Origin of the sequence: Shewanella corallii (genome assembly GCF_023349125.1) — a bacterium.
GTDB classification, from domain to species: Bacteria; Pseudomonadota; Gammaproteobacteria; order Enterobacterales; family Shewanellaceae; genus Shewanella; species Shewanella corallii.
In genome coordinates this window covers 555,703-582,286 of sequence record NZ_JAKIKT010000001.1, presented here as the reverse complement: position 1 = coordinate 582,286, position 26,584 = coordinate 555,703, and the positions used below count along the sequence as shown (strand labels likewise).

Sequence of the window (26,584 nt, the reverse complement as noted above, 5' to 3'; positions counted from 1 at the left end):
ATTTTATATTCCTGATTTTCTTTTTAATCATCACATTTGTCGACAGTTTGCGTTAGGCTATCGACACCTTATCACCGTCAGGATTTGTTATGTCGTTTGCCCTTAAGGTCAAACAGGCCCTCTCCGTTTATTGCCACCGCAGAGTCCTTATTCTGCTGCTTTTGGGTTTTTCCTCCGGCCTGCCCTTAATGCTGGTATTTTCCACTCTTTCATTCTGGCTGCGTGAAGCAGGCATTGACCGTGCCGCCATTGGCTATTTCAGCTGGATTGCCCTGACCTATGCAGTCAAGTGGATATGGTCCCCATTGGTTGACCGACTGTCGCTACCATTGTTAACCGGTTGGCTGGGGCGTCGCAGAAGCTGGATGCTGCTGGCCCAATCCACTCTGGTGGTGGCAATTCTGGGCATGGCACACAGCGACCCACAGCAAAACATCACAGCCATGGCACTGTTCGCGCTGTTGGTCGCCTTTGCTTCTGCAACTCAGGACATAGTCGTAGATGCCTTCCGTATCGACTCGGCCCCCGAAAAGATGCAGGCAGCCTTGGCAGCCTCGTATCAGATCGGTTATCGCTCTGCCATGATCCTCGCTACCGCAGGCGCGCTGACCATAGCCGCATGGGCCTCACCTGAAGATGGCAGCTACTCTTTGATGGGTTGGCAAACCGCCTACATGGCCATGGCGGGTATGATGTTTGTGGGACTGATTACCACACTGTTTGCCACAGAGCCTGTAGTTGATACCCGGGAAGCTGAGACCGAAGAACTTAAGCTGAAAAACAGACTCGCAGAGAAGTACCCTATGTGGGCAGCGAGTAGCCTGTCCTGGGTATACAGTGCCGCAGTGGTACCATTTGCCGACTTTTTCAAACGCTATGGTAAGCATGCGCTGCTGATTTTAGCCCTGATCTCCTGCTATCGAATTTCCGATATCGTGATGGGCATTATGGCCAATGTGTTCTACGTGGATATGGGCTTCTCCAAGGAAGAGATTGCCTTTCTCTCCAAGGTCTATGGCCTGATTATGACTTTGGTAGGCGGCGCTGTTGGTGGATTGCTGGTGAGCAAATATGGCACCATGAAGATACTCTTCCTCGGCGCCTTATTGGTGGCCACCACTAACCTGACCTTTGCCCTGCAAGCCTGGGTGGGTTACAACGTATCACTGCTAACAGTGGCTATTGCACTGGACAACCTCAGTGCTGGTATCGCCACTGCAGCTTTTATTGCCTATCTGTCCAGCCTGACATCCAGTGGCCATACCGCGACCCAGTACGCCCTGCTCTCCTCAATTATGTTGCTGTTCCCCAAGTTTGTGGCCGGTTTCTCTGGAGAATATGTGGATGCCTTTGGCTACGTTAGCTTCTTTATTACCTGCAGCTTGATTGGATTCCCGGTATTGATATTAATTTCAATGGTTAACAGAAGGTTTCCCGCGACCAAGAAAGATGAGCAAGCTGAAAGTACAGATATCAAAGCAGAACAATAGCAGTCACAATGAGCAAAGAACCGGCCCAAGGCCGGTTTTTTCATATGGTGGGCAGCGCATATTCTTCCATCCACCTGATAATATTGCTGTTCAGTCTTGCTTTGTGTTTGCCGGGAGCAAAGAAAACCATTCAGACCCAAAACCAAATCACCTAAACCAGTTACTCAAAACAACGAATCAGCCAAATAACGGCAAACTCACAGCACAAAATACCACGAAAACCTTAAAAAGAATCAGAAAGCGAGGTAACCTGTACCCAAGGGAATAAAAAATCAATAAATGCGCATAAAAGGGCAAATATCATGCGCCATTACCTTCTCAGAGGTTGGCAACTAACATTATCCTTTCGGAGTGCTTCCTCCGGTAAGCACCCAAGCCATGTGATGCTTAAAACAATATTCCTGATATCGATTGTTTTACTCATCTATCCCCGCTTCGCAATCGCAAACTTTATCCCCTTTGCTCAGGAAAGAGGATTAACCCCATCAGTCGTCACTGCCATTTTGATAGATCAGACAGGCATGATGTGGGTAGGCTCCCGGGAAGGTCTGTATCGATTCGATGGTAAACGGGTCGAGAAGTTTATTCCCGATGACACTCAACCCGGTTCCATCAGTGACTATGATATCAGGCAGCTTTATCAAACCCGCGATGGTGCCCTCTGGGTGGCGACCAATACCGCAGGTCTAAACCGTCTTGACCCACAAACCTTTGAGTTTACCCAATACAGGCACAACCCCGCCGACCAAACCAGTATCAGCTACGACAGTGTTTACGACCTTGTTGAGATGACTAACGGTGACATCTGGGTCGCGACCCAAATCGGCCTTAACAGGTTGACCGCTTCCGGCAAGTTTGAGCGTTTCACTGCCGATAATAATCCCGGCTCTATCAGCCATGACTATGTTTACCGACTATTCAGGGATGACTCCGATGGTCTTTGGTTAGCCACCATAGGAGGTGGCGTCAATTATCTCGCCCCCGGCAGCCAGAAGTTTGAACACCTGCGTCCGGCAGGCCAAACCGGTGAACCACTCCATGATGATGTGCTGGCAATACTCCCCACCCCTGACTATGTCTGGATTGGTACCCGCAATGGCTTACTCAGATTTGACCGTAAAACCGGCCGATACAGAGAGATTAGCCTTCCCACCATAGGCCAGGTGTTCCCTAACCTGCAGCCGTTCAATGACCACCAGCTACTGTTGGCAACTATGTCTGAAGGTCTGTGGCTACTGGATGTGAATACGCTGACCCTCACCCCGCTGTCAGATAAAAGCGTTGGACAGGATGGCCAGTTACCCGCGCTACCGCAGCTGTGCATTACCCGGCATAAGGATATGTTGATGGTCGGAACATGGGGGGCTGGCGTATATGTGATGCGCTTGGCGAGCTTGCAGCTACAGCAACTTGGGAGCCCCGACCAGGAAGAGTCTCTCAGATATCAGAACATCCTCGCCATTTCTCCAGCAAGCAATGGCTCAGATACACTCATCAGCAGCTTTGGTGGGGGGGCTCAAATGCTCACACAGGCGAATCGTCTCGTCCCTCAGCCTGATGCAGAGCATCCCCGTGCGGGAGTCACTTCGCTGCTGGAATCGGCTTCCAGTGACTGGTGGCTGGGCACAACCAAGGGACTACTTAAGCTGGACAGTGATGGGAGAGAGCTTTTCCATTTCCGCCACTCGCAGGAGAACCCCAGCTCCATAGGACAGGGCTATATTACCGGGCTGGCAGAGTCCTCCATCGGCCTCTGGGTCGGAACTGGAGGTGATGGCCTCTCCTTTCTGCCAACCGGCAGCACAGAGTTTATTCACTCCCCCTATCAAAATGGCGAGCTAAGGGGAGATTACATCAGGGATCTGCTCCTGATAGATGATCAGTACCTCTGGACAGCTACCCGCTCCAACGGCTTAACCCTGTGCCAACTTGAGCCCTGGCAATGCCACTGGCTGGATCCTCAAGTGTACCCACAGCTCACTTCCCATGCGGACAAGACCACCAGCCTGTATCGGGCTGACGACGGGACAGTTTGGCTAACCACCAATGGCGGCGGGCTTTACGCCATTACACAGGATAAAAAGCAGATCGCCCTGACCCATTACGGCTCAGAAAATCTGCTGGTCAGCGACAGTATCATGGGCATAGCTCAGGAGTCTGAAGACAGATATTGGATTACCAGTGATGCTGGACTCAGCCTGTTACAGCCACAGAGCCAAAAAATGATCCACTTTGGCGCGGATACAGGCGTTCCCCCTTTGGACTTCAATGCCGGAGCCGCTCTGCCCCGCAACCAGGATATACTGCTGGGTACGGTTAACGGCCTTTTCAGCTTACCTAAAGGGCTAAGTTTCAAAGTCCCTGAAAAACTCCCCTTGCAGTTCACTCAACTTAAGTTGTTAAACCGCCCTTTGACCAAACGCTGGCTGACGCCACTCAAGTCATCGGAACAACTTAACTTCCGCCACGATGATATCTTTACCATCAGCTATGCCATGCTGGACTACTCCAGCCACCTCCATGAATACAGCTACCAGTTGCAGCGGGGCGGTGACTGGATAGATACAGGCAATCAATCCACTATCACCTTTGCCAACCTCTCCGGCGGCGAATATCAATTAACCGTTCGTGCCAGGGATATGTATGGCCAATGGCAACAGTCCCCTATCCTGAACATGATGGTCACGCCACCTTTCTGGCAACAAACCTGGTTCCTCGCCATGTTGGCACTATTATTCCTGACCCTGTTTTTCAGCTGGCACCACATCAGGACCTACAGGCTGAGGCAGCAAAATATCCGGCTGGAGAAATTGCAAAAGCAAAAAGAGCATGCGCTGTCACAGAGTGAAGAGCATAAGCAGGCCCTGAATCTGGCCAACCAAAAGCTGCGCAAGCTGAACAATGCCCTCAGCCACGCCAAAGAACTTGAACGACTGCGAATATCCAGGGAACTGCATGATGAGTTGGGGCAGAACCTGACCGCCACCAAACTTACCCTGCAACTGGCAAGGAAAAAACAGCAGGTTTCCATGCTGGACGAGGGCGTTAAGCTAATCGACAGAATGATTAACCAGGTGCGCAATGTCGCCCTGTCGATGCGCCCGCCGCTACTGGATGAGATGGGACTGGAATCCGCTATCAAATCCCATGTGGCCAGCCTCTCCAAACTGAGTCAATTCAACATCAAACTGGCGATATCGCCACTGCCGCCTCTGGGTAAATCACTACAAAGTGGGATCTTTCGGATTATTCAGGAGGCCCTCAACAATATCCAGCGCCACGCAGATGCCAGCTCAGTCATCCTGACACTGGCCGCCAGTGACCAGCTGTTGATATTGACTCTGGAGGATGATGGCAAGGGCTTTGACCCGGAAGAAGCCAGACACCACTCACCCGGACATCTGGGACTCATCTCAATGACAGAGAGAGTAGAAGGCTTTGGCGGCACCATAAACATAATGAGCAAACCAGGCTGTGGCTCCCGACTGGAGATACGTATCCCTTATGAAAACCATCAATAACTTGCTGTTGGTCGACGACCACCAGATTGTCAGGGAGGGCATCATTGCCCTGCTCTCAACCATGGATTGGGTCAGGCAGGTCGATGCCTGTGGCGATGGGGTGGACGTGATGCCTTTGGTTCGCAAACTCAAGCCCCAACTTGTCCTGATGGATATCACTTTGCCCGGACTCAATGGCATCGAACTGGCCCAGCAGATCAAGCACGACTATCCGGAAATTAAAGTGCTGATCCTGAGTATGCATTCTGCACCTGAGTATGTCGCCAAAGCCCGGGTGGTAAACGTGGATGGCTATTTGATTAAGGACGCTGCATTTGATGAATTGGCAGGGGCCATCCACCATGTAATGCAAGGGGAGTTTTATCTCAGTGAATCAATCGATCCCGAAACTGTGTCCCATTACCAACAGGTTGCAGACCAACACAACATGTTGGCGATGTTAACCCCAAGACAACGGCAAATTCTGCAGTTAATAGCAGAAGGATTATCGACCCGGGATATTTCACAGCGCCTGTGCCTGAGCAGTAAAACCGTTGAAACCCACAGAGCCCAGTTGATGGCTCGGGTTGGCGTAAAGCATGTGGCGGGACTGGTAAAAATCGCCATTGCCAATGGCTTGATAGAACTTTAATAACCGACCCGCTACCACTTGGGTCGGTTAATATTGTGAGGGCTTCAGTTCGAGTTAACCCTGATGTTCACAACGGCCCAACAAAGCGCCACGTTGCACCTGTTTGACCATCTGTCTTGGGAAGGATACCTCACGGTCGCGGCCATCCTTACAAACAAAGGCCTTGTCCATATCCAGAATCCAGGTAAAGACCACTCCGGGTAAGCCCCCTACCAGAGTGTTACCCTTTCCATCCAGTGCCAGCGGATTCTGAAGTCCCAGGGTTCTGGCTTCAATCACCCCCTGCTTTTCCAGGAAGTCATCCATATTCATCCAGCCAATACCTTCCAGATACAAAGCGCCATAGAAACCGTTAAAGAAACTGCCGGCCCGGCCAATCATGACATCACCTTTATCAGACATATCAAACACCAGGGTCGGTACAGCTCCCTCCTGCTCAAAGATATAATCCCAGTCATCGGTATCGACCACGCCATCTCCATTCAGGTCCATCTCACAGAAGTTACGCCCGAATGAGTCATAGGGCAGATCATAGCAATATCTCAGACCACCAATATCGGTGAATGGCTCGCTGCGGCTCTTGGGATTCCACAGCACAATTCCATTGCGGGTAGTTAATGCCGCCTTGGTACCATCTCTGCTGTTGGCATAGGCATCAGTGGCACCCACCATGGCATACAGATCGTAAACTTTGTCACGGTACCAACCTATGGCCTGGCCAAAGCTGTTAATGCCCAGAATCACCTGACCATTACCGGAAACGCCCTGGGCCCGGGTAAAGCCTCGCAAATTAAGGCCTTCGGTAGACAACTTTTTCATACCGAACTTGGGAGTCCACTTGTAGGCAAAAATCTCAGAGCCATCCTGACGCTGGCAACTGCCATCACCGTCAGCATCCACATAGGCCATACCCACAACAGTCCTGCCATAGTCGTCCATGGCCCATGGCACAGCAGCACTCGAACCGGATGATGAACCGCCACCACAAGTATTACCGTTTAGATCCCCAAGCAGTATGGTTCCCAGACCTTCCCGATAGATTGCCGGCTCACCTATACCATTACCGTCAGGATCAGCGCCGCCGACCAGAAAGTCTCTGCCCCGTCCATCAACGGCCACATTAGAGGTGCTGAATTCTCCCTCCTCACCAATCAGACTGAAGCCTGTATCTCGCTCCCATTTGAATGGCGTCGAGCCTGCCGTACCTACGGCCACTTTGCCGTTTCTGGAAAGATCTGTCACAAAAGCCTGGACCAAAGGGGTGTATTGGATACCGTCCGTATAGCCATTCCAGTAAAGGTCTGCCTGTTTGGTCTGACCCGCTTCCGCCAGGATTGGAGTCACATCACAGACTCGGTCGCTGACAGGGTCCGAGCTTTCTCCACTGTTCCAGTATTCCAGCTCGGACACAGGCTGCATTGGCGTAGTGGGATATCCTCCACTGACAATCTGATCCAGATACACTACATAGCGTTCACCCGGTGTCAGGTTGTTAATCTGGAAGCGACCATCAGGACCTATCTTGCCCTGAGTCCATGCCCCCGTCATACCGGAAACCGCATCCCCCAATGGGTCGTTAACGTTACGGGCAATAATGTTCAAACCACTGTACTCAGTGACCCCATCTTTGAGCCTGAGGACACCTTTGATACTGCCGCGTGAGGTATGGTAATCAGGGGTTGGATAGATATCGGAAATTGCCGCCATATCGTCCGGCATATCAATACTGGCCTGACCCGCTCCGCCGTCATCATCCACCCGGATAAAGGGGTACATGGTTTCATTATCATCCGGCATAGCAGTGTCAAAACCTGGCACAGGTGACCGGTAGGAGTAGACAGGGTCTACACAGCCTTCAATACCCGGTGTTAATGGCCGGTAGGAGAAGCTTTCATAAACCAGGCGGCCATTAGTCTGAGAATGGGACAGGTTAATGGCATGACCAAACTCATGGGTAAACACCCCGGAGTAACGATCGATATCCGGGTCAGTATCCCGCACAGCCCAGCCATTAATCAGTGCTGTGCCCTCAACAATTACGCCGTTATCATCGGCCCATTCAGGAAAGGCAATCCCCAATACCGAGTCACGGTTAACCCCGAAGATGTCCTCCATAATGCTGCCATCTGTGTCGTACAGAACCCAGAAGCCGTAGCCATTTTGCTGATTGTAAAAATCAGTGGCATTGGCACCTGTCACGTCCGACACGCCGGTTTGTGATTCAATCGTGCCAGCAATGGCTGCAGAGAAGGTGGATGTCGGTACCGCCGACCATTGGGCGAAGCCTTCGGCCGTCGCCTCATTGGCGCGTTCAATCGTAATGAATGGCGTCACGCCATCGAAGTCATAGGTAAAGGCGCCACCACCATCTGTGTATACGGGAATAGGTCCCTGGCTGGTATCCCAGTGATAAGGCTGAGGATCCGGTCCATCAGTTAAAAATAGAGGCCCTGCCGCCATTACAGGTGCGCTGCCAAGCAGACCGACCCAGAGAAAACAGAGAGGATTTCTGATATTCATTTCATGACTCCTCTTTCAATCCATTGCTTTGAAACCGCCTTTTCGATCAAACCTGTCAACACCTGCAAATCCGCAGGTCCACTGCTGCCCAACATCTTGTTCTCCGCAGAGGTCAACTGCACCTTGCTGAACTCAAGGTCATCAAACAAACCATAATTGTTGTGACTGTTGGCAGCCTTACCCGCGACCAGCAACAACTTGCCCTGAGTCAGTCCGGCTGTGGTTTGAAAACCTGTGATTTTGGCGGGTTGATACATAAACAGCATCACATTTTCATCCTTGTGCCAGCGGGGAAAGCCTTCAGGAGAAATACCAAGATAGTGGTTTCCGTTCTCCATTTTCCTCGGCTTCAACAAGCCGAACTGGCGGAAGGTATAGGGCTTGTTCTGCGCCATTTTTCCTTTAAGTGACCGGCCCACATTGATAGTCACCTCGGTATAGGGCAGCCCCTTTTCATTAAAACCATCGGTAACATTGGTGACCTGGCCGATAATAATGCTGTTGGCATCCTTTATCAGTGAGGTCAGGTTCTGGGGTTTAAGCTTGGTGGCATAAGCAGGTGTCAGTACAAGACTACACAGCAGACATAACAGACCTGAGAACCACATTGAGCGTGTTTTTCTTCTCATAACGTCAGTTTCCTTTCTGGTGTTAAGCAATCTCTAAATGGGAGAGTGCCACTCCAAGCTAAAGAACCGACGAAAAAATGGATATCAGGAAAACTCTGATATTCAGGACGGGTCAAAGCCATAAAAAAGGGCCGACATTGGTCGACCCTTAGCGAACTCATAGACTTCCGTTATCAATGATCCAGGTACAGATAGTTCTGCCAGCTCTTCATGCGAATAAGCACTTTGCGCATAATGGAGACATGCTCAAAGCTATCTGAATAAACCGCCACCTCAAATGCCATCCCCAGTGGCATATGGTACTGGGACAGGTCCTCTGTCATGCGCAACGTGACCAGCACCCTGCCGTTGGTTCGCAGCGCTTCAGTGCCAAGCAGGGTTCCACGGGCCTGAATCTGGCTCTCGCCAATCGCCGGAATTACTTCCACCACCTCCCCCTTGAATACACGTCCGGGCGCGGCACGAAACAGGAACTCCGCTTCAAACCCATGTTTCAGCCGCTGCAGTGAGTTTTGCCTGAATGCCGCGACGTACAGCCTCTCCTCAGTGTGAATAAAGGTCATCACAGGAGACAAAGGCAGAGGAACTGCCATCATACCTGGACGCAGTGCCAACTGGGTGACATAGCCATCTGTCGGGGCCCGAACCACAGTTTGTTCCAGGTTGAATTCCGCCTGACGCAGTTGTGCCAGCAGACCGGCGACCGTAGTGTTTTCACCGCCAATCTCTGAATCCAGTGCCAGCTTCGCCTGAGTCACCCTTTGGTTGGCCACTTCAACGGCAGCTTCAGCCGCCTTGTATGCCTGCCTGCGAGTGTCCAGTTCCTGCTCGGTAAAGGCGCCACTGTCAAATCCGCGTTGAAACCTGTCGTACTCGCGCATTGCCTTATCACGATTGGCGACCGCCTGATCTTTACCCGCCTCAGCTTCCTGCAAAGCCGCCTCAAGTCCGAGCGCTCCCTGATTGGCCTCTTTCACCATCGCCTTGATACGGTCAACCTCAGCCTGAAAAGGCACCGGGTCGATACGGAACAAAACCTCGCCTTTACTCAGAGGCTGGTTGGGGATCACAGGTACATCAATCACTTTTCCACGCACACCGGAAACGATGGGGGTAGCAGTAAACACCTGATTACCTGTCTGGGTGTAGGGATGGTTGTAGTTCATCAACAGGATCAGGGTGCCAATCAGGACCACGCCCCCCAACACGGCGGTGGGCACAGTCCACTTATTCAAAGGAATTTTGAATACCTTGAATACCGCAATACAGATGGCGGTATAGGTCAGGATAAGTAACAGATCCATCAGTTATCCTCCTTGCTGTCAGCGACTTGATTGCCGGAGGAGTCGGCTATTGGCGCGGGCTTTACCGCCGAAGGGACAACCTTCTCAGCTTTTAATGCAGCCACGTCCTGTTGTAACTGTTCCACCTGCTCCATCAACAGCTCCATTCTATGATGGGTATCATGCTGTTCCTGTTCCAGCTTCTGGAATCCCCAGCCTCTCTCCTTACGCCACAAGGTGGCCCAAATCCACAGGAAGGGCCAGATGGCGTGCAGGGTAAACAAACTCACCCAGCCTGCATGGTGAATAGCATCCTGATGGGGGTGATCCCGCTCTTTGGCGATCTCATAGGGAATATCATGGATAACAATAATGCCGTAGAAGATCACCAGTGCGACAAACACCAACAACCCAAGGGCAAAGTAGTCAAGGAACATAGCGGAATCCTTCCGACGGGAAATGTGGTTTTTATACTAGCACCAGGGTTAATCGCTTGAAAACAATGTAAACAAATTGATTTCACACAATATTTATAAGGATATATTTCAGGGCTGCTGAGAATGGTCTATCAGGGGAGAAAGGCGGTTGGAATGGCTGAAAACAAAACAGCCACCCTGAGGTGGCTGTTGAGTCAGAACAGGAATGATTAATCCCTGAAATTTTTAAACTGGAATGGCTGCAGGTTAGATTCACGCACCAGTGCCATGGCCGCCTGCAGATCGTCGCGTTTTTTACCGGTAACCCGCAGTTCTTCGCCCTGGATTTGCGACTGCACTTTAATCTTGCTGTCTTTAATCATTTTCACCAGCTTTTTAGCCACATCTTGCTCAATACCTTGCTTGAACTTCACCACTTGGGTGAACATCTTGCCGGTGTGAACAACTTTATCTTCCACATCCATGGCGGCCGGGTCTACTTTGCGCTTAACCAGTTGGGTACGCAGTACATCAACCATCTGCTGGCACTGAAAGTCTGACTCAGAGCTCAGCTTGACCTGATGATCTTTGTAGCTCACTTCAAATTCAACATTGCGAAAGTCAAAACGGCAATCCAGTTCACGCTTGGTGTTGTCCACTGCATTACGCAGTTCCACTTCATCCACTTCAGAAACAATATCAAATGAAGGCATTTGGCCCCTTCCTCTTAAATGCAAAACCTGCTGAATATTACCATGGCACCAAACAAGATACAGTCTATGGCGAACACTTGTAGCCGGTATTGATGACAACGCAGTCAGCTTTGCCTATTATGGGCGGCATTGGCTCCCTCAAACCCTATAGCTGTGTTTTCAAGAAGTCGCTTTTTCCAATTCGCCCTGTTGGCTGCCCTGCTGGTCGTCAGCTATCTGGTGTTTTCCCGCCCGTCCTACCCTCAGGGAATTCCCCATCTGGATAAAGTCGGCCATCTGGGGAGCTTCCTGCTGCTATCTTGGCTCACCTTTGAAGCCTTCCGTCCCCGCTGGTTTGTGCTGGTCCCTTTAATGGCTGGCTATGCCCTGACGATTGAACTGGTGCAAGCTTATTTGCCCTACCGCAGCGCCTCTTTGGCCGACTTCGTTGCCGATATGCTGGGCGTGGGACTCTTCTACCTGTTGTCCCGTCTGTTAACACGTATGCCGATTCCCGGCCTGGTACGAACCTGCAAACACTGACAGGACAGTATCCATGACGCGTATCGCAATTCTGGGCGCAGGCTCCATCGGCCAGCTGCTTTGCTGGCAACTGCGAGATCACAAGCCGGTGTTATTGGGTCGCAGCCCTGCACCTGACACGCTGGCGCATACAGATATCAAGGATGAACACCACAGCTTCACACCTGAATACCGCCCACTGGACAAAGCAAGACTCGATGATATTGACCTGCTGATTGTCACCGTCAAAGCCTATCAGGTATTGGATGCCATCACGCCACTGCTGCAAGACCTGCCTGCAGATTGCGCCATACTGTTGATGCACAATGGCATGGGGCCGCACCTCGAATTGGCGCCATTACTCAATGGCCGCAGTCTGCTGCTGGGCACAACCTCTCAGGGCGCCCTTAAACAGGGACTATGGCATATTCTCCACACAGGCAAAGGACTGACACAAATCGGTCTGTTATGCGGCGATGCAGACTCAGGCAAAACCAAGGTTGAGCCTTTGCTGGATAAGATAGAAAACAGCGAGTGGGTCGACGATATTCTGGCCGCCCTGTGGCAAAAGTTAGCGGTCAATGCCGCCATCAATCCGCTGACGGCGATACATGATTGTCGCAATGGCGCACTGGCAGCTGAAGAGTATCGCGGGCTTATTCACGCCATAGTGGCAGAGCTGGTCAAGGCTGCGGCCGCCGATAGCATTGTTTTGGATGAAACCACCCTGCTGGAAAGGGTTTACAAGGTGATAAAGCTGACCGCGAATAATTTCTCATCCATGCATCAGGATATTGCCCATGGCAGACAAACTGAAATTGATGCCATCAATGGCTTTGTGGTCAAACGTGCACAGGCAAATGGCCTTGAGGCAGTGGCAAACCTCAGCATGCTTGAGCAAGTTAAATCACTTCTGCCTCGGCGCTGAGCGTTATTTCAGACACTCACTCGAAGCTCACTTTAAGAAACTCACTTTAAGAACTTTTGCACATACCAGCAGCTGGCGCTGATATTCAGTTGCTGCGCTTTGGCCCAGGTCAACCCGGCCCTGACCAGCTTTTCTGCCACGCCTTTTCCTCTCAGCTCCGGCGGCACAAAGGTCCGGCAAAAGTCGACGTCATGACCATTCAGACGATAGTCCAGCTCAGCCTGATGCTCTTCCAACACAATCACAAAGCGGCTGTGGTTGCTTTCATGTATCACTTCCACGATTCTGCTCCTTTGGGTTTACGCAGGCGACTGCATCAAATCATCAATACCGAAAGCCGCCTCATCCAGACTGTCGTTAAGCTTGTCCATCATCAGGGTTCTGGCGTCATCCAGGCCCTTGTTGTACCAATGATGCCCAGCCTCTCTGGCAATAAAATCCAGCAGAAACTCGGCTTCAAACTCCCCCGCCTCGGTATCCAGCTCATCAGCAAGATAGTCCTGCAGCTTGCTCACCAGCTCCTGTTTAACTGTCTTATCCAGCGTTATCTCACTCATTCCCTATATCACCTATTGTTTGTGAGCCGTTTATTTTCCCCACATCACCATGACACCGGCGATGGCAATCAGCAAGAGCCCAAATACCTCTTTGAGGGTGATTTTATCCTTAAGCCACAACCCGGAGATTAACAGGGTAAAGAACACCTCCACCTGCCCCAATGTTTTGACATAGGGCACAGGTTCCAGCGCCATGGCACTGAACCAGCCTATGGAGCCGATACAACTGCTGATGCTGATAAGCCAGGTAAGCCGTGAATATTTGAATAGTTGTGTCAGGGTATGACGGTCCCGCCAGCCAAGGTACAGCAACAGGATGATGGTCTGCAGCAGGATAACGCTCAGCAGTACCCAGGCAGCACGATGAGGAAAAGGCACATTGAGAACTAAACTTGCCTCACGCACCCACAGGGAGGTAAGCGCGAAACAGCTGCCACAGGCCAGCCCCAGCATGACAGTGGACAATGACAACTGACGCCAGCCCTTAACGCTGGAGAGCATAAATATCGCCACAGTACCCAGCAGCACGCCGCCCCATCCCATGGCACTGATACTTGTGCCAAAAAACAGAGTGCCCAGCACTGCCGCCACCAAAGCTTCACTCTTGGCAAGGCCTGCACCTATGGCAAAGTTTTGCAGTTGAAACAGCTTCACCATCAAAGCAGTTGCCAGAATCTGCATTAGCCCGGCACCCACCACAAACTGCCAGAACCCGGGGTTAAAGTCAGGAATCGGCTGCGGCTGCCATTGATACAAGCCAAACAGGTAAAGGCCTGCCAGAGGGCCTGCCCAGATAAAGCGGGCCAAAGTGACCCCAATGGCATTCACCTCACGGCTGAGTTTGCTTTGCAGGGCATTGCGCCAGGACTGGGCAAAAGCCGCCATCAGGGTGAATAGAATCCACATAGATCTTCCTTGAGTGGTAGGACACAGAGATAAAAAAGCCCGGATAAACCGGGCTCTTATAACAAATTACTTGCTGGTATCGATTGGGTCGAATGACTTCACCAGATCATCGATGGCTTTCATCTGGGTCAGATAAGCTTCCAGCTGGTGCAGTGGCAGCGCACATGGACCGTCACACTTGGCATTGTCCGGATCCGGGTGAGCTTCGATAAACAGACCTGCCAGGCCCAGCGCCATACCGCTGCGTGCCAGCTCCGTCGCCTGGGCACGACGGCCACCAGCGCTGTCTTCACGGCCACCAGGACGCTGCAGCGCGTGGGTCGCATCGAAAATCACCGGATAACCGGTTTGCTTCATCTCATCCATCCCCAGCATGTCTACCACCAGGTTGTTGTAACCAAAGCAGCTGCCGCGTTCACACAGGATGATCTCGTCGTTACCAGCTTCGTTGAACTTCTTGATGATGTGGCGCATCTCATGAGGAGCCAGGAACTGAGGCTTCTTCACGTTAATAATGGCACCGGTTTTGGCCATAGACACAACCAGATCAGTCTGACGCGCCAGGAAAGCTGGCAGCTGAATAATATCAACCACTTCAGCAACAGGGGCACACTGGTAAGGCTCGTGTACGTCAGTAATCAAAGGTACGTTGAAGGTAGATTTGATCTCTTCAAAGATCTTCAGGCCTTCTTCCATGCCAGGACCGCGGTATGAGTGAACAGAAGAGCGGTTGGCTTTGTCGAAAGAAGCTTTGAATACGTAAGGGATGCCCAGCTTCTGGGTCACTTCAACATACTTTTCCGCAATGCTCATGGCCAGATCGCGGGACTCAAGTACGTTCATGCCGCCAAACAGCACAAAGGGTTTGTCATTGGCGATTTCGATGGCGCCCAGCTGGATGGTTTTGTTGGTCATCACACTGTCTCTCTTGTAGGCCGACGCCGACGGCATCGGTACTGAATCAGATTTGGAGGCAAAGTATACCCCAATTGCGCGCCGAGTGTGATGCCTGCTGCAGCAAGTTTGACTCAGTAGCTCACTGTGATAAATGTGACCCTATGCAAGATATTGGCATCGGGTTTAAGTCGGTAAATAGTTATAATCCGCGACTCAGCAAACAAAGGCTTCTCCAGTCATTTGTCTTTCCTTGTTTGCATTAACTTACCCTGCTCAACCCGGTGTACCCGGGCTTTTTTGTGAGTACTTATGCTTAACTCAGAACACAAAGCGACACTCGTGCTGGTTCTCACCACAATGATCGCCGCCCTTGGCTGGATATTTTCCAAAGAAGCGATCGCCGGTCTGCCTCCCTTTGGCTTTATTGGCCTGCGATTTACCCTGGCCTCACTCTGCCTGTTACCCCTTTGCTACAAGCCTCTTAAAGCTGCCAGTGGCAAGGATATTCGTGCCGCTGCCGGTGTTGGCATTATTTTAAGCGGCGCACTCATGTGCTGGATCCATGCCGTTTCCATCAGTGACACCCTGGGTGAAGGCGCCTTTATTATGAGCCTGTCTATGCTGCTGGTTCCTGTCATCGCCTGGGCTCTGTTCCGACAGCGCCCGCGCAGGGTGTTCTGGGTATCTCTGCCCATTGCGGCGACAGGTTTGGGTTTTCTGTCTCTCAGTGGTGGCTGGCAGGAGTCCAGCAGTCAGCTGTGGTTTCTGGGCGCGGCTTTGATGTTGGCGCTGCACTTCAATATCAACAGCAAATACTCCCAACGTCTGCCGGTTTTGCTGCTGACCTGCATCCAGCTGATGGTGACAGGCCAGGTTGGCCTGACTATGTCATCCATCTTCGAAACCACGCCACCACAGGTCTCTGCCGATATCTGGGTGTGGTTTGCCCTCAGCACCCTGCTGGCCACCAGCCTGCGCTATGTTATGCAAACCCTGGGGCAGAAATTTGTGCCCACAGGCAATGCTGCGCTGATTATGCTGCTGGAGCCTATCTGGACTGTTGTGCTCAGCCTGCTGTGGTACCGAGAAGTATTAAGCAGCAATCAGCTGCTCGGCTGTGGCTTAATTCTGCTGTCATTGCTGCTGTATCAAACCGGGGGACGACTGCGAAACCTGTTCCGTTATAGGCCAAAGTCTGCTGCGTGACAGCAAAACCATGCTTCAATGTAGATAAAAAAATGGGCCTGTCGGCCCATTTTTGTTACTGATCCATTTTAAAGTCCAGCCTAACAAATTGGTTAGGCTGAGGAACAGCCTGACCATCAACAACTCTGGGCTGGTAACGCCAACGTTTGAGTGCACTCTTTGCAGCCTTATTGAAGATCCGTTTGGGCTCGGCATCTTCAACCCGGATATTGTGAACAGAGCCATCGGCCCGCACATCAAAGCTCAGCACCACATAACCCTCTTTACCCGCCTGTAAAGCAGCAATGGGGTATTCAGGTGCAATCTGCACCATAGGTATCGCCATCATATCTCCGCCGCCACGACTCTCTCTTGGTGTGGCAGGCGGTAATTGGGGTAAGTCATTCAATAGCAGGTTTGTTGGTTTGATAACCTCGGGCCCTTTAACAAAAGTCCCGGTCACTCCGGTATTGGGGACTTTTAATACCGGCGGCATCTCCTCAGGCTTTGGCCTGTCCTCTATAGGCTTTACCGGTGGCGGAGAGTAAGTCATTACCAAAGGACCGACATCGACTTGAGGTTCAGGCTCAGAAAATTGGTTATTTACCAAAGACGCCATAAACACGAACATCAACAACGTCATTAATAAAGCCGACAGAAAAATCAAAGCCCTGACAAGCAGTGGGTGTGACATTAAGTGTGATAGTGGGTGTGGTAATTCGAACGGCATAGACAGCCTCCTTTTACTGTGAACCCACTTATATGAATACCACCTAACCTACAACAGCGCCCTACCACTATGGTCTAGAATTGCATTGACCAACTAAACCTGAAACTCCCCCACAAACGTCATTTGAAACTTTCCCCGTCACTGGTCATCATCATGAAACGTCCATAACGCACACTGATAAATGACAAACAGATCAAAAAGCTTTCTGATTGGACTGCTCTGCGGCTATAGCCTGTTCGGCACTGTAGTGCTGATTCGCGGGGAACTGCTGTTGCTCTGGCCGCTACCCGGAGGCATGCCACTGGGTAACCTTATCGCTGCAGCAACGTTTATTGCGCTGCCAGCCCTCAGCAGCCTGCTGGCCAACAACAGACTTGTTATCAGACTCAGCACCATCACCTGCATAGTGGCAACCTTGTGGCTCCCTATCTCCATCTGGCTTGCAGGCAATATCCACCTGAACTTCAGTGGCGATATGGGCCACCACTGGCAAACAGCCACAATGGTATTCGGCAGTTGGGAGCTTATGCTCATTATCGCCGCCTGGATTACTGGAAGGATAGAGAAGTACAAGGCCAGGAAAGCCGAGCTCTGACAACAAAAAAGCGCTCCAATGAGCGCTTATAAACAGTTCTGCAATCGAGTGATAAAGACCTTCAATCGAGGCCGCGAGTCCCGACGTTTAGCAGCGCTAAATGAGGGGCGAAGCAACAAAGAGTGAGGGTCTTTAGTGCCGATTACCTGGCAAAACAGCAGTTAGTGGGCAACAGCCTGGAGAATCTGCCCACATATCCACGCCATATACGTCCCCAGCGCATACCCAAACACCGCCAGCAACACACCCACTGGAGCCAGTGCCGGATGGAAAGCCGCCGCCACAACAGGCGCAGACGCCGCGCCGCCCACATTGGCCTGACTACCGACCGCCATATAAAACAGTGGCGCTTTAATCAGCTTGGCAACACCCAACATCAGAGCGGCGTGAACCACCATCCAGATAACGCCAACCATAAAGTAAATTGGGGTATCTACTACCTTGGTGACATCCATATGCAGACCGATTGTGGCCACCAGAATGTAGAGGAAAGCAGATGCGATCTTAGATGCGCCGGCGGCTTCCAAATGGCGGGCGGGACTGAAGGACATGGCCAGACCGATACTGGTCACTATCACCACCAGCCAGAAGAACTTGGAGGTCAGGCTGTAGTCACGGGTCTGTGGGTAATGCTCAGCAAAGAAGGGGCCAAGGAAATCGGCCGCAAAGTGCGCTAAACCTGTTACCCCAAAGCCCACTGCCACGATCAACATAATGTCCCGCAACGAGGGGATACGGGCATTCTCAGCATGGTACTTCTCAACCTTCTCCTTCAGCGTTTCAATGGCTGAGGTATCCGCGCCGGTTCTGGCATCAATCTCTTTGGCTTTGGAAGCCAAAAACAGCAGTACCGCCATCCAGATGTTGGCGACAATCACATCCACAGTCACCATCACAGAGAAGATATTGCCGCCCACCTCATAGATCTCTTTCATCGCTGCCTGGTTGGCACCACCACCAATCCAACTGCCAGCCAGCGTCGTCATACCGCGCCATACCGCATCAGGCCCCTGCCCGGCTGTCAGGCTGGGGTCGATGGCTGACATGATCAGCAATGAAATGGGGCCACCAATCACAATGCCCACAGTTCCCGTGAGGAACATGATCACCGCTTTGGGACCCAGTCCCATAATGGCTTTCAGATCGACACTCAGAATAAGCAATACCAGACACGCTGGCAGCAGGTAGCGGGATGCGACATAGTAGAGTTGAGAGGTATGGCCGTCGACCACGCCGAAGGTGTTTAGCAGTGATGGCAGGAAGTAGCACAGCAGCAGGGCCGGTACAAACTTATAGAACTTTTGCCAGAATGGATGATTGCTGGAACTGGTGTAAAACACAAATCCCAGAATAACCGCCAACAGGCCCATGGCCGTGGCGTCGTTGGTAATTAATGCCTGGTGTTCTGAAACACTCATAGGTCGCTGTTCTCCCTTGCGATTTTATTATTATCTTACGGCGTTCCACACCGGGCTTCCTGATGAGGGACTGTGCCCTCCTGATAGCAAAAGCGCACTTAAACAGTGCGCTTTAGGTCCTGAAAGCTATCAGTGATACGTCTCGGCGTGGTCACTTAAATCCCGCAACTGCATTTTTACCAGCTCAATCACAGGATCGTGTGGATTTTGATCAACAAAATGCTGCAAATCTGACGCGGCCAGGGTAATACACCCCAACTGCTGTGCAATAAATGCACGTTCGCGGTGAATATGTACATCATCCGGATGCCATTGCAGTAACAGGTTGCAGCACTCAAGTGCACTTTCAAAACGATTGGAGACGATACAGCCCGCCTTCAACTCGTGGATCATCCGGGTCAGCAGTCTTTGCACCTTGACCGCCTTAAAATAGGTGACTTTAAGGCGGGCACCATTGCCCAGTTCACCACGCACCAGTGCGTGGATGTAGTGACGACTGACAAACTCTCCGGTTAAGGGGTCCAGATAGCGGCTTTGCTTGCCAACGCGGTGCAGCAGCAGGGTATGACCCGGCAACAACACTGGCTCAAGTACCAGATCCAACTGTTTGGCCAGCAGCATCAGCACCACAGCCAGAGTACTGGAGTTACCTTCCCTGTGCTGCAGACAAAAGCCCAGGTCCGCAGCGTCGGCACCAAAGTAATCTTCCTTGGGCTTGAATCCCAGATCCCGGTAAAACCAGCGGATAAGCCGCTGCAAGCGCTCCTCCTGATCCACCAGATAGTGGCTCAACACAGCACCAGAGATCTCATACCAGGCCCAGGTGGAACGCTTGAGATCAGACAGCCCCAAATGGGCAGCTATCTCAAGAGGGGTTTCCGGCAGGGAAATCACCATGGTCTCCAATGGGGAGTCCATCTGGAAAGTTTGTTCAGAAGATGACAATTCAGACATTAGCCAATCAATACCGCTTGTTTAAAGTGAGCTAATTTCGCCGCATACACGATCCAGCCCAGAGCGCCTATCAGGGCAAATACTCTGAACAACCGGTTGCGGTCACTGCGCATAGCCATAAAGGCCAGCAAAATATAGGCGACTACCGCCAGGATTTTCTCGGTCAGCCAGGTATCCACAAACGGATACTGCTTGATCAAAACACACAGTAACAGGCCAGACAGCAGCAAGAAAGTATCGACAATATGCGGCGTGATCTTCAGCCATTTGCGCGCCATCAAAGGCGACTGACGTTCCTTGAGTACAAAACGAACCAACAGCAGGGTAACACTCACAGCTATCAGTAGCAGGTGGGTGTGTTTAACAGCTGGATAAATCGAGTAAAAAGCTTCCATGTCATCCGGGGTATCAGCAAAAACAGGGCCAGTAGTGTAACCCAGTGACTGTGTCATGCCAAACCCCATGGACACTGGGATTCAGCCAATAAAAAACGCCTCATAAAAGAGGCGTTTAATTAAGGCTGATAGGCGATTATCCCGGCCAGCGACCCAGAGTACATCTGTCATTGCTGCCGAAATCCCGCACTGTGGCAACATCCTGATAGCCAAGCTCTGTCAGCTTCTCTCTGAGCACTTGAGCCTGCTGATATCCATGCTCCATCAGCAGATAACCGCCGGCAATCAGATAGGCTCTTGCCTGGGTGGCAATATGGAACAGATCGGCAAAGCCTTCATCGGCAGCTGTCAGTGCGCTGAGTGGCTCAAATCTCACATCCCCCTGAGACAAATGCTCATCGCGCTCATCAATATAGGGCGGGTTGGACACCACCAATTCAAACTGGCGACCTTCCACCGCGCTGAACCAGTCACTTTGCAGCACTTCAACCTGTGACAAAGCCAACTTGTCGCGGTTCATTTTCGCCAGGGCAACGGCGTCATCTACCTTATCGACAGCAGTGACCTGCCAGGACGGACGCTCACTGGCCAATGCCAGCGCAATAGCGCCTGTGCCTGTACCCAAATCCAGTGCACGGCAGTTATCGGGCACTTTAAGGTTAAGGGCGGTTTCTACCAGCATTTCAGTATCGGGACGGGGGATCAGTGTGGTGTTATTCACCAGCAAAGACAGTGACCAGAACTCACGTTCACCGATAATGTGGGCCACAGGGTGTCCTTTGGCACGCTCGTTGACCATAGCCATATAAGCCTGCCAATGCTCAGCACTCAGGTCTTTATCGGGCCAGGTAAACAGATAAGTGCGGGAAACCGACAGCACATGCTGAAGCATCACCTCTGCATCCAGCATGGCGGAGTCAGACCCCCGCTCCAGCTGGACACTGGCCCAGTTAAGGGCCTCGCCGACACTGATCCCGGACATTAACTCTCGTCCGCCAGCGCCGCCAGCATGTCGGCCATATGTTCCTGAATGATTGGTTCCAGCAGCAGATCAACTGCGCCTTCCATCACTTCAGCCAGACGGTACAGCGTCAGGTTTATACGGTGATCGCTCACCCGGCTCTGTGGGTAATTGTAGGTACGGATACGCTCTGAGCGGTCACCACTGGCGACCAGAGAACGACGAGTGCTCTCCTCTTCCAGACGACGCTTCTCATCTTCTGCAGCCTGAATACGGGCAGACAGCACACTCATCGCCTTGGCACGGTTCTTGTGCTGAGAACGCTCATCCTGACATTCCACCACAATACCGGTAGGAATGTGGGTAATACGGATAGCAGAGTCAGTGGTGTTGACGTGCTGACCACCGGCACCGGAAGAGCGGAAGGTATCCACTTTCAGGTCGGCTGGGTTAATTTGAATCGCTTCAGCTTCAGGCACTTCAGGCATCACCACCACGGTACAGGCCGAGGTGTGGATACGCCCCTGAGATTCGGTTTCCGGTACACGCTGAACACGGTGACCACCGGACTCAAACTTAAGTTTGCCGTAAACGCCTTCGCCACTGAACTTGGCAATAATCTCTTTAAAGCCGCCGTGCTCACCTTCGTTGGAGCTCATCACTTCTACCTGCCAGCGCTTGCTTTCAGCATAACGGCTGTACATGCGGAACAGGTCTCCGGCAAAGATAGCGGCTTCGTCACCACCGGCACCGGCGCGGATTTCCACGAAGGCACTGCGGTCGTCATTGGGATCTTTAGGCAGCAGCAGGATCTGCAATTCGCCGTCCAGACGCTCCAGAGTCTCATTGGCGTCAGCAATTTCCTCTTCCGCCATGGCTTTCATATCTTCATCGTCTTCTGCCAGCATCTCTTTGGCAGACGCGAGATCAGCCTGAGCCTGTTGGTACGCCTTAAACCCGGCGACCACATCTTCCAACTGGGAATACTCTTTGGACAGGGCGCGAAAACGCTCCTGATCGGCAATGATACCCGCGTCGCTGAGAAGCGCCTGCAGCTCTTCATGACGCTCAATCAAGCCTTCAAGCTTGCGGATTACAGAATCCTTCATTGTGTCTGGCTAACCTTACTCTTTATCCAAGCCGAGCGCGGTACGCAGTTGTCCAAGGGTGTTGTAGTCCCCCTGACGACTGGCCGCTGTCAGCGCCTGAGTCGGCGCGTGGATCAATCGGTTGGTCAGTTTATTCGCCAACTCCAGCACCACCTGTTCGGCATCTCCACCCTGCGCCAATCTGTTCAGGGCGCGGGCAACCATCTCATCTTTGATGGCCATGCTCTGGGTGCGGTAGTCGCGAATGCTGTCAACCGATTCCAGCGAGCGGATCCAGTCCATAAACAGGTGGGCCTGTTCATCGGCGATGATTTCCGCTTGCTCGGCTGCCTCCTTACGGGAGGCCATATTCTGTTCAATAATGCTTTGCAGGTCGTCGACTGTGTACAGGAAAGCATCATCCAACTCGGCGACTTCCGCCTCGATATCACGTGGGACTGCTATATCAACCAACAACATAGGTTGATGACGACGCTGCTTCAGCGCTTTTTCTACCATGCCCTTGCCCAGGATAGGCAGCGGACTGGCGGTAGAGGATATCACGATATCGGCCTGAGGGAGAAAATCCGGGATCTCTGTCAGTGTAATGGCTTTGGCGTTGAACTCCTCACACATGCCCTGAGCACGCTCCAAAGTTCGGTTGGCCACCACCATTTCATTAACGCCATTCTCTTTTAAATGACGGGCAACCAGCTCAATGGTCTCACCGGCACCGATAAGCAGCACCTTGGTATGACTGAGCGAGGAGAAGATATGCTTGGCCATAGAGACCGCAGCAAAGGCCACGGATACAGCAGCCGCACCAATTTCAGTTTCGGTACGAACTTTCTTGGCCACCGAGAAGGTGTTCTGGAACAGACGGTCCATGGTCACGGCTATGGTGCCGGCCTCTTTGGCCTTGGCAAAGGATTGCTTTACCTGGCCCAGAATCTGCGGTTCACCCAGTACCAGAGAATCGAGGCCGCAAGCGACCCGCATCAGATGTTTCACGGCCATCTGACCTTCATATTGGTACAAGCACGGGGCCACATCGCTATGACTCAGTCCGTGATAATGCTCCAGCCATGCCACCACATCTTCCCTGGAGGCATTATTACAGTAGAGCTCGGTGCGGTTGCAGGTGGATACAATCACCGCCTCACCGGTTTGCGTAGTACAAGCCAGACTCTTCATCGCGTCATGGATCTTGTCCGGAGAGAAAGCCACTTTCTCTCGCAGGTCTACTGTGGCTGTTTTGTGGTTAATCCCGATTGCTACAAGACTCATCTGACTCTATTTCTGAAAACTGGGCGTTCAAAAGATGGTATAGGGGTCATTCTACTGAATCGGCAGGGTTAAAAATAGAATATGCTTAACAAAACCGAATAAAGGTTGTTAACCCAATTCATTTTTCAAACCAAATCATTAGCTCATTTATTGCTGAGCATTCCCCGTGTTGTCGGGACTTGGTAATCCCAAACAGCCGACCTATCATAGGGACTTTGGCACCACAGTTATAGGCGAATAATTTGATGCGCTTCACAAAACCCCTGCTGTCAGGGCTGATTATAGTCACCGCTGCCCTATCGGGATGTGTATCCAAACCTGATTTGCCTCTGGTTCCTGTCGATATTAAACAACCGGCTGCCGCCTATGCGTGGGATCTGTCCGGTAAGATTTTGGTTAAAACTCCTGATGACAAGGTGAGCACCAACCTCTACTGGCTGCATAGCCCCAGGCGCGATGAAATGCGCCTCACCTCTATGCTGGGCACCAGCCTGATGTCCATGAGTGTTACCCCAGAGGAAACCAAACTGACAGCTGATGGTGATACCTATACAGATGATGACCCGCAGCGCCTGCTTTATCGCCTGTCAGGCTGGAGTATCCCGGTGGACAAGTTGCCCTTGTGGCTAACCGGCCAATTCGAAGGGGCCACCGTTATCAAAAAAGATGCCCAGGGACGCCCCAGTGAACTGCAGGCCACAGGCATTCAGCCCTGGACTATACAGGTACGAAGCTGGCAGCCTGATAATCCGGTTCTTCCAAGGCTGATGCTGGTATCCCGCCCGGGAATGGAGCTGAAAGTACAGATTAACCGCTGGCAGGCGCTGGCACCGGCTGCACCCGTAGCCAATTCGCTGCCCACTAATGATCAGGCCAATACTCAGAGCTAACTCAAGATGACCGACACTATTTCACGTAACTGGCCTGCTCCGGCCAAGTTAAATCTGTTCCTGCACGTTAATGGCCGCCGTGAAGACGGTTACCATGAACTGCAAACCCTGTTTCAGTTTGTGGATCATGGCGACACCATGGACTTTAAGGTGACGGATAAACCGGAGCTGATTCTGCACTCAGATATGGCTGAACTTGTCCCAGACAGCGATAACTTAATTCTTAAAGCCGCAAAATCACTCAAAGAAGCAAGCGGTTATAGCGGTGGCGCAGAGATATGGCTGACCAAAATACTGCCCATGGGCGGCGGCCTGGGTGGCGGCAGCTCTGATGCAGCGACGGTATTGGTAGCGCTCAATGCACTTTGGCAAACTGGCCTCACAAAACAGCAACTTGCTGCTATTGGCTTAAAGTTGGGCGCTGATGTACCTGTTTTTATTAATGGTTTAGCCGCATTGGCAGAGGGCGTGGGTGAGAAACTTGAGACGGTAACACCGGCTGAACCCTGGTACCTGGTGATTCACCCCAAAGTCCATGTATGCACCAAAGCTGTATTCCAAGACCCTGATTTACCAAGAAATACGCCCAAGCTCACATTAAACTCGCTAATGTCCAATCCCTGGCAAAATGACTGTGAGAAGCTGGTCGCAGAGCGTTACCCCCAAGTTGCCAATGCGTTGGCGTGGCTGATAGAATATGCGCCGTCCAGAATGACCGGCACAGGTGCCTGTGTGTTTGGCTCATTCGACACGCAACAAAACGCACTGAATGCACTGGCTGAAATGCCTGCTGAATTTGATGCTTTTGTTGCCAAAGGGATAAATATATCGCCGTTGGAGCAGCGCCTGCGCCAGCTCTGACCAAACTATCTGGACGGTGACAATTGCGCTTTGTTACCGCCAGCCACCAGAAATAAAGCAAACGCCTGAGGTTCTTACAGTGCCCGACATCAAGCTCTTTGCTGGGAATGCCACCCCCAGTCTTGCTAAGAAGATTGCTGACCGTCTATTTTGCAAACTTGGCGACGCCGAGGTAGGTCGATTCAGCGATGGTGAAATCAGTGTCCAAATCAACGAAAACGTGCGTGGTGCTGATGTGTTCATCATCCAGTCTACCTGTGCACCGACCAATGATAACCTGATGGAACTGATCGTAATGGTAGATGCGCTGCGCCGTGCTTCTGCCGGCCGTATCACCGCCGTTATTCCATATTTTGGTTATGCCCGCCAAGACCGCCGCGTTCGCAGCGCCCGGGTACCTATCACCGCTAAAGTAGTAGCGGATTTCCTGTCCAGCGTAGGTGTTGACCGCGTACTGACCTGTGACCTGCACGCTGAGCAGATCCAGGGCTTCTTCGACGTACCGGTAGACAACGTTTTCGGTAGCCCAGTGCTGCTGGAAGATATGGTGGCTAAAGAGCTGGACAACCCTGTAGTGGTTTCTCCGGACATCGGTGGCGTGGTTCGCGCACGTGCCGTAGCCAAGCTGCTGGATGATTCCGACCTGGCTATCATCGACAAGCGTCGCCCACAGGCAAACGTTGCTCAGGTAATGCACATTATCGGTGACGTAAAAGATCGCGACTGCATCATAGTTGATGACATGATCGATACCGGCGGTACCCTGTGTAAAGCTGCTGAAGCCCTGAAAGAGCACGGTGCCCGTCGCGTATTTGCTTACGCCACTCACCCAGTGTTCTCCGGCAATGCAGCTGACAACATTGCCAACTCAGTTATCGATGAAGTGATCATCACCGACACTGTGCCTCTGTCTCCAGAGATGCAGAAAGTAGGTAAAGTAACTCAGTTGACCATGTCTGCTATTCTGGCTGAAGCTATTCGTCGCGTAAGCAACGAAGAGTCTATCTCTGCCATGTTCAGACACTAATACGGCTTAACCCGTATCGTAAAACGCGCTCACTGTGAGCGCGTTTTTTGTTTCTGGGGGTTGGCGATAAAAGCTTGCGGATTTGCTTAACAAAACTGTGAGTTACAGCGCAAAACTGGGTTTGTATCCGCTCCTGTTTCCGGACAAAATACGCCGCAACCTAATATCTGGTATTAGCATACTCCCTACCCACAGGGCTCC

26 protein-coding genes are annotated in these 26,584 nt (G+C 51.8%); 10 read left to right on the top strand and 16 right to left on the bottom strand.

Going from position 1 to position 26,584, the window contains the following annotated elements:
* Positions 1-89 precede the first annotated feature (89 nt).
* The 3 genes from L2725_RS02485 to L2725_RS02475 all read left to right on the top strand — a co-directional run bounded on the left by L2725_RS02485 (position 90) and on the right by L2725_RS02475 (position 5,642).
* Positions 90-1,490 carry an AmpG family muropeptide MFS transporter gene (locus tag L2725_RS02485; RefSeq protein WP_249247477.1) on the top strand — a complete coding sequence of 467 codons (1,401 nt, stop codon included), beginning with the start codon at positions 90-92 and terminating at the stop codon, positions 1,488-1,490.
* 383 nt (positions 1,491-1,873) lie between these two features.
* On the top strand, positions 1,874-5,011 hold the full coding sequence (locus tag L2725_RS02480; protein ID WP_249247476.1) for a ligand-binding sensor domain-containing protein: 3,138 nt from the start codon (positions 1,874-1,876) through the stop codon (positions 5,009-5,011).
* Positions 4,995-5,642 carry a response regulator gene (locus L2725_RS02475; RefSeq protein ID WP_249247475.1) on the top strand — a complete coding sequence of 216 codons (648 nt, stop codon included), beginning with the start codon at positions 4,995-4,997 and terminating at the stop codon, positions 5,640-5,642. The genes L2725_RS02480 and L2725_RS02475 overlap by 17 nt, the downstream gene beginning before the upstream one ends.
* Before the next feature lie 54 nt (positions 5,643-5,696).
* On the opposite strand, the gene L2725_RS02470 is transcribed toward L2725_RS02475, so the two are convergent.
* From L2725_RS02470 to L2725_RS02450, 5 genes are all read right to left on the bottom strand, one after another.
* Positions 5,697-8,162: a M10 family metallopeptidase domain-containing protein gene (locus L2725_RS02470; RefSeq protein WP_249247474.1), complete on the bottom strand. Its 2,466-nt coding sequence runs from the start codon at positions 8,160-8,162 to the stop codon at positions 5,697-5,699.
* Positions 8,159-8,791 (bottom strand): hypothetical protein, encoded by a 633-nt coding sequence (locus L2725_RS02465; protein ID WP_249247473.1) that lies wholly within the window; start codon positions 8,789-8,791, stop codon positions 8,159-8,161. Before L2725_RS02465 ends, L2725_RS02470 begins: the two co-directional genes overlap by 4 nt.
* A 173-nt stretch (positions 8,792-8,964) precedes the next feature.
* Positions 8,965-10,095 carry an HlyD family secretion protein gene (locus L2725_RS02460; protein ID WP_115138000.1) on the bottom strand — a complete coding sequence of 377 codons (1,131 nt, stop codon included), beginning with the start codon at positions 10,093-10,095 and terminating at the stop codon, positions 8,965-8,967.
* The gene (locus L2725_RS02455; protein WP_249247472.1) at positions 10,095-10,511 is read right to left on the bottom strand and encodes a DUF3302 domain-containing protein; all 417 of its coding nucleotides are present in this window, start codon (positions 10,509-10,511) and stop codon (positions 10,095-10,097) included. Before L2725_RS02455 ends, L2725_RS02460 begins: the two co-directional genes overlap by 1 nt.
* A 209-nt stretch (positions 10,512-10,720) precedes the next feature.
* The gene (locus tag L2725_RS02450; protein WP_249247471.1) at positions 10,721-11,203 is read right to left on the bottom strand and encodes a YajQ family cyclic di-GMP-binding protein; all 483 of its coding nucleotides are present in this window, start codon (positions 11,201-11,203) and stop codon (positions 10,721-10,723) included.
* Between the two features lie 153 nt (positions 11,204-11,356).
* Here L2725_RS02450 and L2725_RS02445 point away from each other — a divergent pair, with 153 nt between their 5' ends.
* Together L2725_RS02445 and L2725_RS02440 are read left to right on the top strand one after the other, a co-directional pair.
* Positions 11,357-11,725, top strand: coding sequence for a VanZ family protein (locus L2725_RS02445; RefSeq protein WP_249247470.1), 369 nt, complete (start codon positions 11,357-11,359; stop codon positions 11,723-11,725).
* Between the two features lie 13 nt (positions 11,726-11,738).
* Positions 11,739-12,632 carry a ketopantoate reductase family protein gene (locus L2725_RS02440; protein ID WP_249247468.1) on the top strand — a complete coding sequence of 298 codons (894 nt, stop codon included), beginning with the start codon at positions 11,739-11,741 and terminating at the stop codon, positions 12,630-12,632.
* A 41-nt stretch (positions 12,633-12,673) separates the two neighbouring features.
* Here the strand turns inward: L2725_RS02440 and L2725_RS02435 are convergent, their stop codons facing one another.
* The 4 genes from L2725_RS02435 to kdsA all read right to left on the bottom strand — a co-directional run bounded on the left by L2725_RS02435 (position 12,674) and on the right by kdsA (position 15,010).
* Positions 12,674-12,913 carry a GNAT family N-acetyltransferase gene (locus L2725_RS02435; protein WP_249247467.1) on the bottom strand — a complete coding sequence of 80 codons (240 nt, stop codon included), beginning with the start codon at positions 12,911-12,913 and terminating at the stop codon, positions 12,674-12,676.
* A gap of 18 nt (positions 12,914-12,931) precedes the next feature.
* Positions 12,932-13,189 (bottom strand): DUF2164 domain-containing protein, encoded by a 258-nt coding sequence (locus tag L2725_RS02430; RefSeq protein ID WP_249247465.1) that lies wholly within the window; start codon positions 13,187-13,189, stop codon positions 12,932-12,934.
* A 30-nt stretch (positions 13,190-13,219) separates the two neighbouring features.
* Positions 13,220-14,095, bottom strand: coding sequence for a DMT family transporter (locus L2725_RS02425; RefSeq protein ID WP_249247464.1), 876 nt, complete (start codon positions 14,093-14,095; stop codon positions 13,220-13,222).
* A gap of 66 nt (positions 14,096-14,161) precedes the next feature.
* On the bottom strand, positions 14,162-15,010 hold the full coding sequence (gene kdsA / locus L2725_RS02420; RefSeq protein WP_249247463.1) for a 3-deoxy-8-phosphooctulonate synthase: 849 nt from the start codon (positions 15,008-15,010) through the stop codon (positions 14,162-14,164).
* Between the two features lie 291 nt (positions 15,011-15,301).
* Here kdsA and L2725_RS02415 point away from each other — a divergent pair, with 291 nt between their 5' ends.
* On the top strand, positions 15,302-16,198 hold the full coding sequence (locus L2725_RS02415; RefSeq protein WP_249247462.1) for a DMT family transporter: 897 nt from the start codon (positions 15,302-15,304) through the stop codon (positions 16,196-16,198).
* Positions 16,199-16,253: 55 nt separating this feature from the next.
* Here L2725_RS02415 and L2725_RS02410 read toward each other — a convergent pair whose 3' ends face one another.
* Positions 16,254-16,820 (bottom strand): energy transducer TonB, encoded by a 567-nt coding sequence (locus tag L2725_RS02410; RefSeq protein ID WP_249247461.1) that lies wholly within the window; start codon positions 16,818-16,820, stop codon positions 16,254-16,256.
* Positions 16,821-17,088: 268 nt separating this feature from the next.
* On the opposite strand from L2725_RS02410, the gene L2725_RS02405 reads away from it, so the two are divergent.
* The gene (locus L2725_RS02405) at positions 17,089-17,502 is read left to right on the top strand and encodes a hypothetical protein (RefSeq protein WP_249247460.1); all 414 of its coding nucleotides are present in this window, start codon (positions 17,089-17,091) and stop codon (positions 17,500-17,502) included.
* Between the two features lie 161 nt (positions 17,503-17,663).
* On the opposite strand, the gene L2725_RS02400 is transcribed toward L2725_RS02405, so the two are convergent.
* The 6 genes from L2725_RS02400 to hemA form a co-directional block, all read right to left on the bottom strand.
* Complete coding sequence (locus L2725_RS02400; protein WP_249247459.1) at positions 17,664-18,920, bottom strand: DUF819 family protein; 1,257 nt, start codon at positions 18,918-18,920, stop codon at positions 17,664-17,666.
* Between the two features lie 129 nt (positions 18,921-19,049).
* Positions 19,050-19,838: a SirB1 family protein gene (locus L2725_RS02395; RefSeq protein WP_249247979.1), complete on the bottom strand. Its 789-nt coding sequence runs from the start codon at positions 19,836-19,838 to the stop codon at positions 19,050-19,052.
* 35 nt (positions 19,839-19,873) lie between these two features.
* On the bottom strand, positions 19,874-20,269 hold the full coding sequence (locus L2725_RS02390; protein ID WP_115138109.1) for a SirB2 family protein: 396 nt from the start codon (positions 20,267-20,269) through the stop codon (positions 19,874-19,876).
* Positions 20,270-20,405: 136 nt separating this feature from the next.
* The gene (gene prmC, locus L2725_RS02385) at positions 20,406-21,251 is read right to left on the bottom strand and encodes a peptide chain release factor N(5)-glutamine methyltransferase (protein ID WP_249247457.1); all 846 of its coding nucleotides are present in this window, start codon (positions 21,249-21,251) and stop codon (positions 20,406-20,408) included.
* A complete protein-coding gene (prfA, locus tag L2725_RS02380) occupies positions 21,251-22,339 on the bottom strand; it encodes a peptide chain release factor 1 (protein ID WP_115138014.1) in 1,089 nt (362 codons plus the stop codon). The genes prmC and prfA overlap by 1 nt, the downstream gene beginning before the upstream one ends.
* A 15-nt stretch (positions 22,340-22,354) precedes the next feature.
* Entirely contained in the window at positions 22,355-23,605 is a 1,251-nt protein-coding gene (gene hemA, locus L2725_RS02375) for a glutamyl-tRNA reductase (protein WP_248934264.1), read from the bottom strand.
* A 245-nt stretch (positions 23,606-23,850) separates the two neighbouring features.
* On the opposite strand from hemA, the gene lolB reads away from it, so the two are divergent.
* The 3 genes from lolB (at position 23,851) to L2725_RS02360 (ending at position 26,383) form a co-directional block, all read left to right on the top strand.
* Positions 23,851-24,495, top strand: coding sequence for a lipoprotein insertase outer membrane protein LolB (gene lolB / locus L2725_RS02370; RefSeq protein ID WP_249247455.1), 645 nt, complete (start codon positions 23,851-23,853; stop codon positions 24,493-24,495).
* Positions 24,496-24,501: 6 nt separating this feature from the next.
* On the top strand, positions 24,502-25,356 hold the full coding sequence (ispE, locus tag L2725_RS02365) for a 4-(cytidine 5'-diphospho)-2-C-methyl-D-erythritol kinase (protein WP_249247453.1): 855 nt from the start codon (positions 24,502-24,504) through the stop codon (positions 25,354-25,356).
* A gap of 79 nt (positions 25,357-25,435) precedes the next feature.
* Positions 25,436-26,383, top strand: coding sequence for a ribose-phosphate diphosphokinase (locus L2725_RS02360; protein ID WP_115138018.1), 948 nt, complete (start codon positions 25,436-25,438; stop codon positions 26,381-26,383).
* Positions 26,384-26,584: the final 201 nt, after the last annotated feature.

Excerpts from the sequence above, each read along its gene's own strand:
- L2725_RS02485 (WP_249247477.1), top strand. The coding sequence starts at position 90 with ATGTCGTTTGCCCTTAAGGTCAAACAGGCCCTCTCCGTTTATTGCCAC.
- L2725_RS02480 (WP_249247476.1), top strand. The coding sequence starts at position 1,874 with ATGCTTAAAACAATATTCCTGATATCGATTGTTTTACTCATCTATCCC.
- L2725_RS02475 (WP_249247475.1), top strand. The coding sequence starts at position 4,995 with ATGAAAACCATCAATAACTTGCTGTTGGTCGACGACCACCAGATTGTC.
- L2725_RS02470 (WP_249247474.1), bottom strand. The coding sequence starts at position 8,162 with ATGAATATCAGAAATCCTCTCTGTTTTCTCTGGGTCGGTCTGCTTGGC.
- L2725_RS02465 (WP_249247473.1), bottom strand. The coding sequence starts at position 8,791 with ATGAGAAGAAAAACACGCTCAATGTGGTTCTCAGGTCTGTTATGTCTG.
- L2725_RS02460 (WP_115138000.1), bottom strand. The coding sequence starts at position 10,095 with ATGGATCTGTTACTTATCCTGACCTATACCGCCATCTGTATTGCGGTA.
- L2725_RS02455 (WP_249247472.1), bottom strand. The coding sequence starts at position 10,511 with ATGTTCCTTGACTACTTTGCCCTTGGGTTGTTGGTGTTTGTCGCACTG.
- L2725_RS02450 (WP_249247471.1), bottom strand. The coding sequence starts at position 11,203 with ATGCCTTCATTTGATATTGTTTCTGAAGTGGATGAAGTGGAACTGCGT.
- L2725_RS02440 (WP_249247468.1), top strand. The coding sequence starts at position 11,739 with ATGACGCGTATCGCAATTCTGGGCGCAGGCTCCATCGGCCAGCTGCTT.
- L2725_RS02430 (WP_249247465.1), bottom strand. The coding sequence starts at position 13,189 with ATGAGTGAGATAACGCTGGATAAGACAGTTAAACAGGAGCTGGTGAGC.
- L2725_RS02425 (WP_249247464.1), bottom strand. The coding sequence starts at position 14,095 with ATGTGGATTCTATTCACCCTGATGGCGGCTTTTGCCCAGTCCTGGCGC.
- kdsA (WP_249247463.1), bottom strand. The coding sequence starts at position 15,010 with ATGACCAACAAAACCATCCAGCTGGGCGCCATCGAAATCGCCAATGAC.
- L2725_RS02415 (WP_249247462.1), top strand. The coding sequence starts at position 15,302 with ATGCTTAACTCAGAACACAAAGCGACACTCGTGCTGGTTCTCACCACA.
- L2725_RS02410 (WP_249247461.1), bottom strand. The coding sequence starts at position 16,820 with ATGACGTTGTTGATGTTCGTGTTTATGGCGTCTTTGGTAAATAACCAA.
- L2725_RS02405 (WP_249247460.1), top strand. The coding sequence starts at position 17,089 with ATGACAAACAGATCAAAAAGCTTTCTGATTGGACTGCTCTGCGGCTAT.
- L2725_RS02400 (WP_249247459.1), bottom strand. The coding sequence starts at position 18,920 with ATGAGTGTTTCAGAACACCAGGCATTAATTACCAACGACGCCACGGCC.
- L2725_RS02395 (WP_249247979.1), bottom strand. The coding sequence starts at position 19,838 with ATGGACTCCCCATTGGAGACCATGGTGATTTCCCTGCCGGAAACCCCT.
- L2725_RS02390 (WP_115138109.1), bottom strand. The coding sequence starts at position 20,269 with ATGGAAGCTTTTTACTCGATTTATCCAGCTGTTAAACACACCCACCTG.
- prmC (WP_249247457.1), bottom strand. The coding sequence starts at position 21,251 with ATGTCCGGGATCAGTGTCGGCGAGGCCCTTAACTGGGCCAGTGTCCAG.
- prfA (WP_115138014.1), bottom strand. The coding sequence starts at position 22,339 with ATGAAGGATTCTGTAATCCGCAAGCTTGAAGGCTTGATTGAGCGTCAT.
- hemA (WP_248934264.1), bottom strand. The coding sequence starts at position 23,605 with ATGAGTCTTGTAGCAATCGGGATTAACCACAAAACAGCCACAGTAGAC.
- lolB (WP_249247455.1), top strand. The coding sequence starts at position 23,851 with ATGCGCTTCACAAAACCCCTGCTGTCAGGGCTGATTATAGTCACCGCT.
- ispE (WP_249247453.1), top strand. The coding sequence starts at position 24,502 with ATGACCGACACTATTTCACGTAACTGGCCTGCTCCGGCCAAGTTAAAT.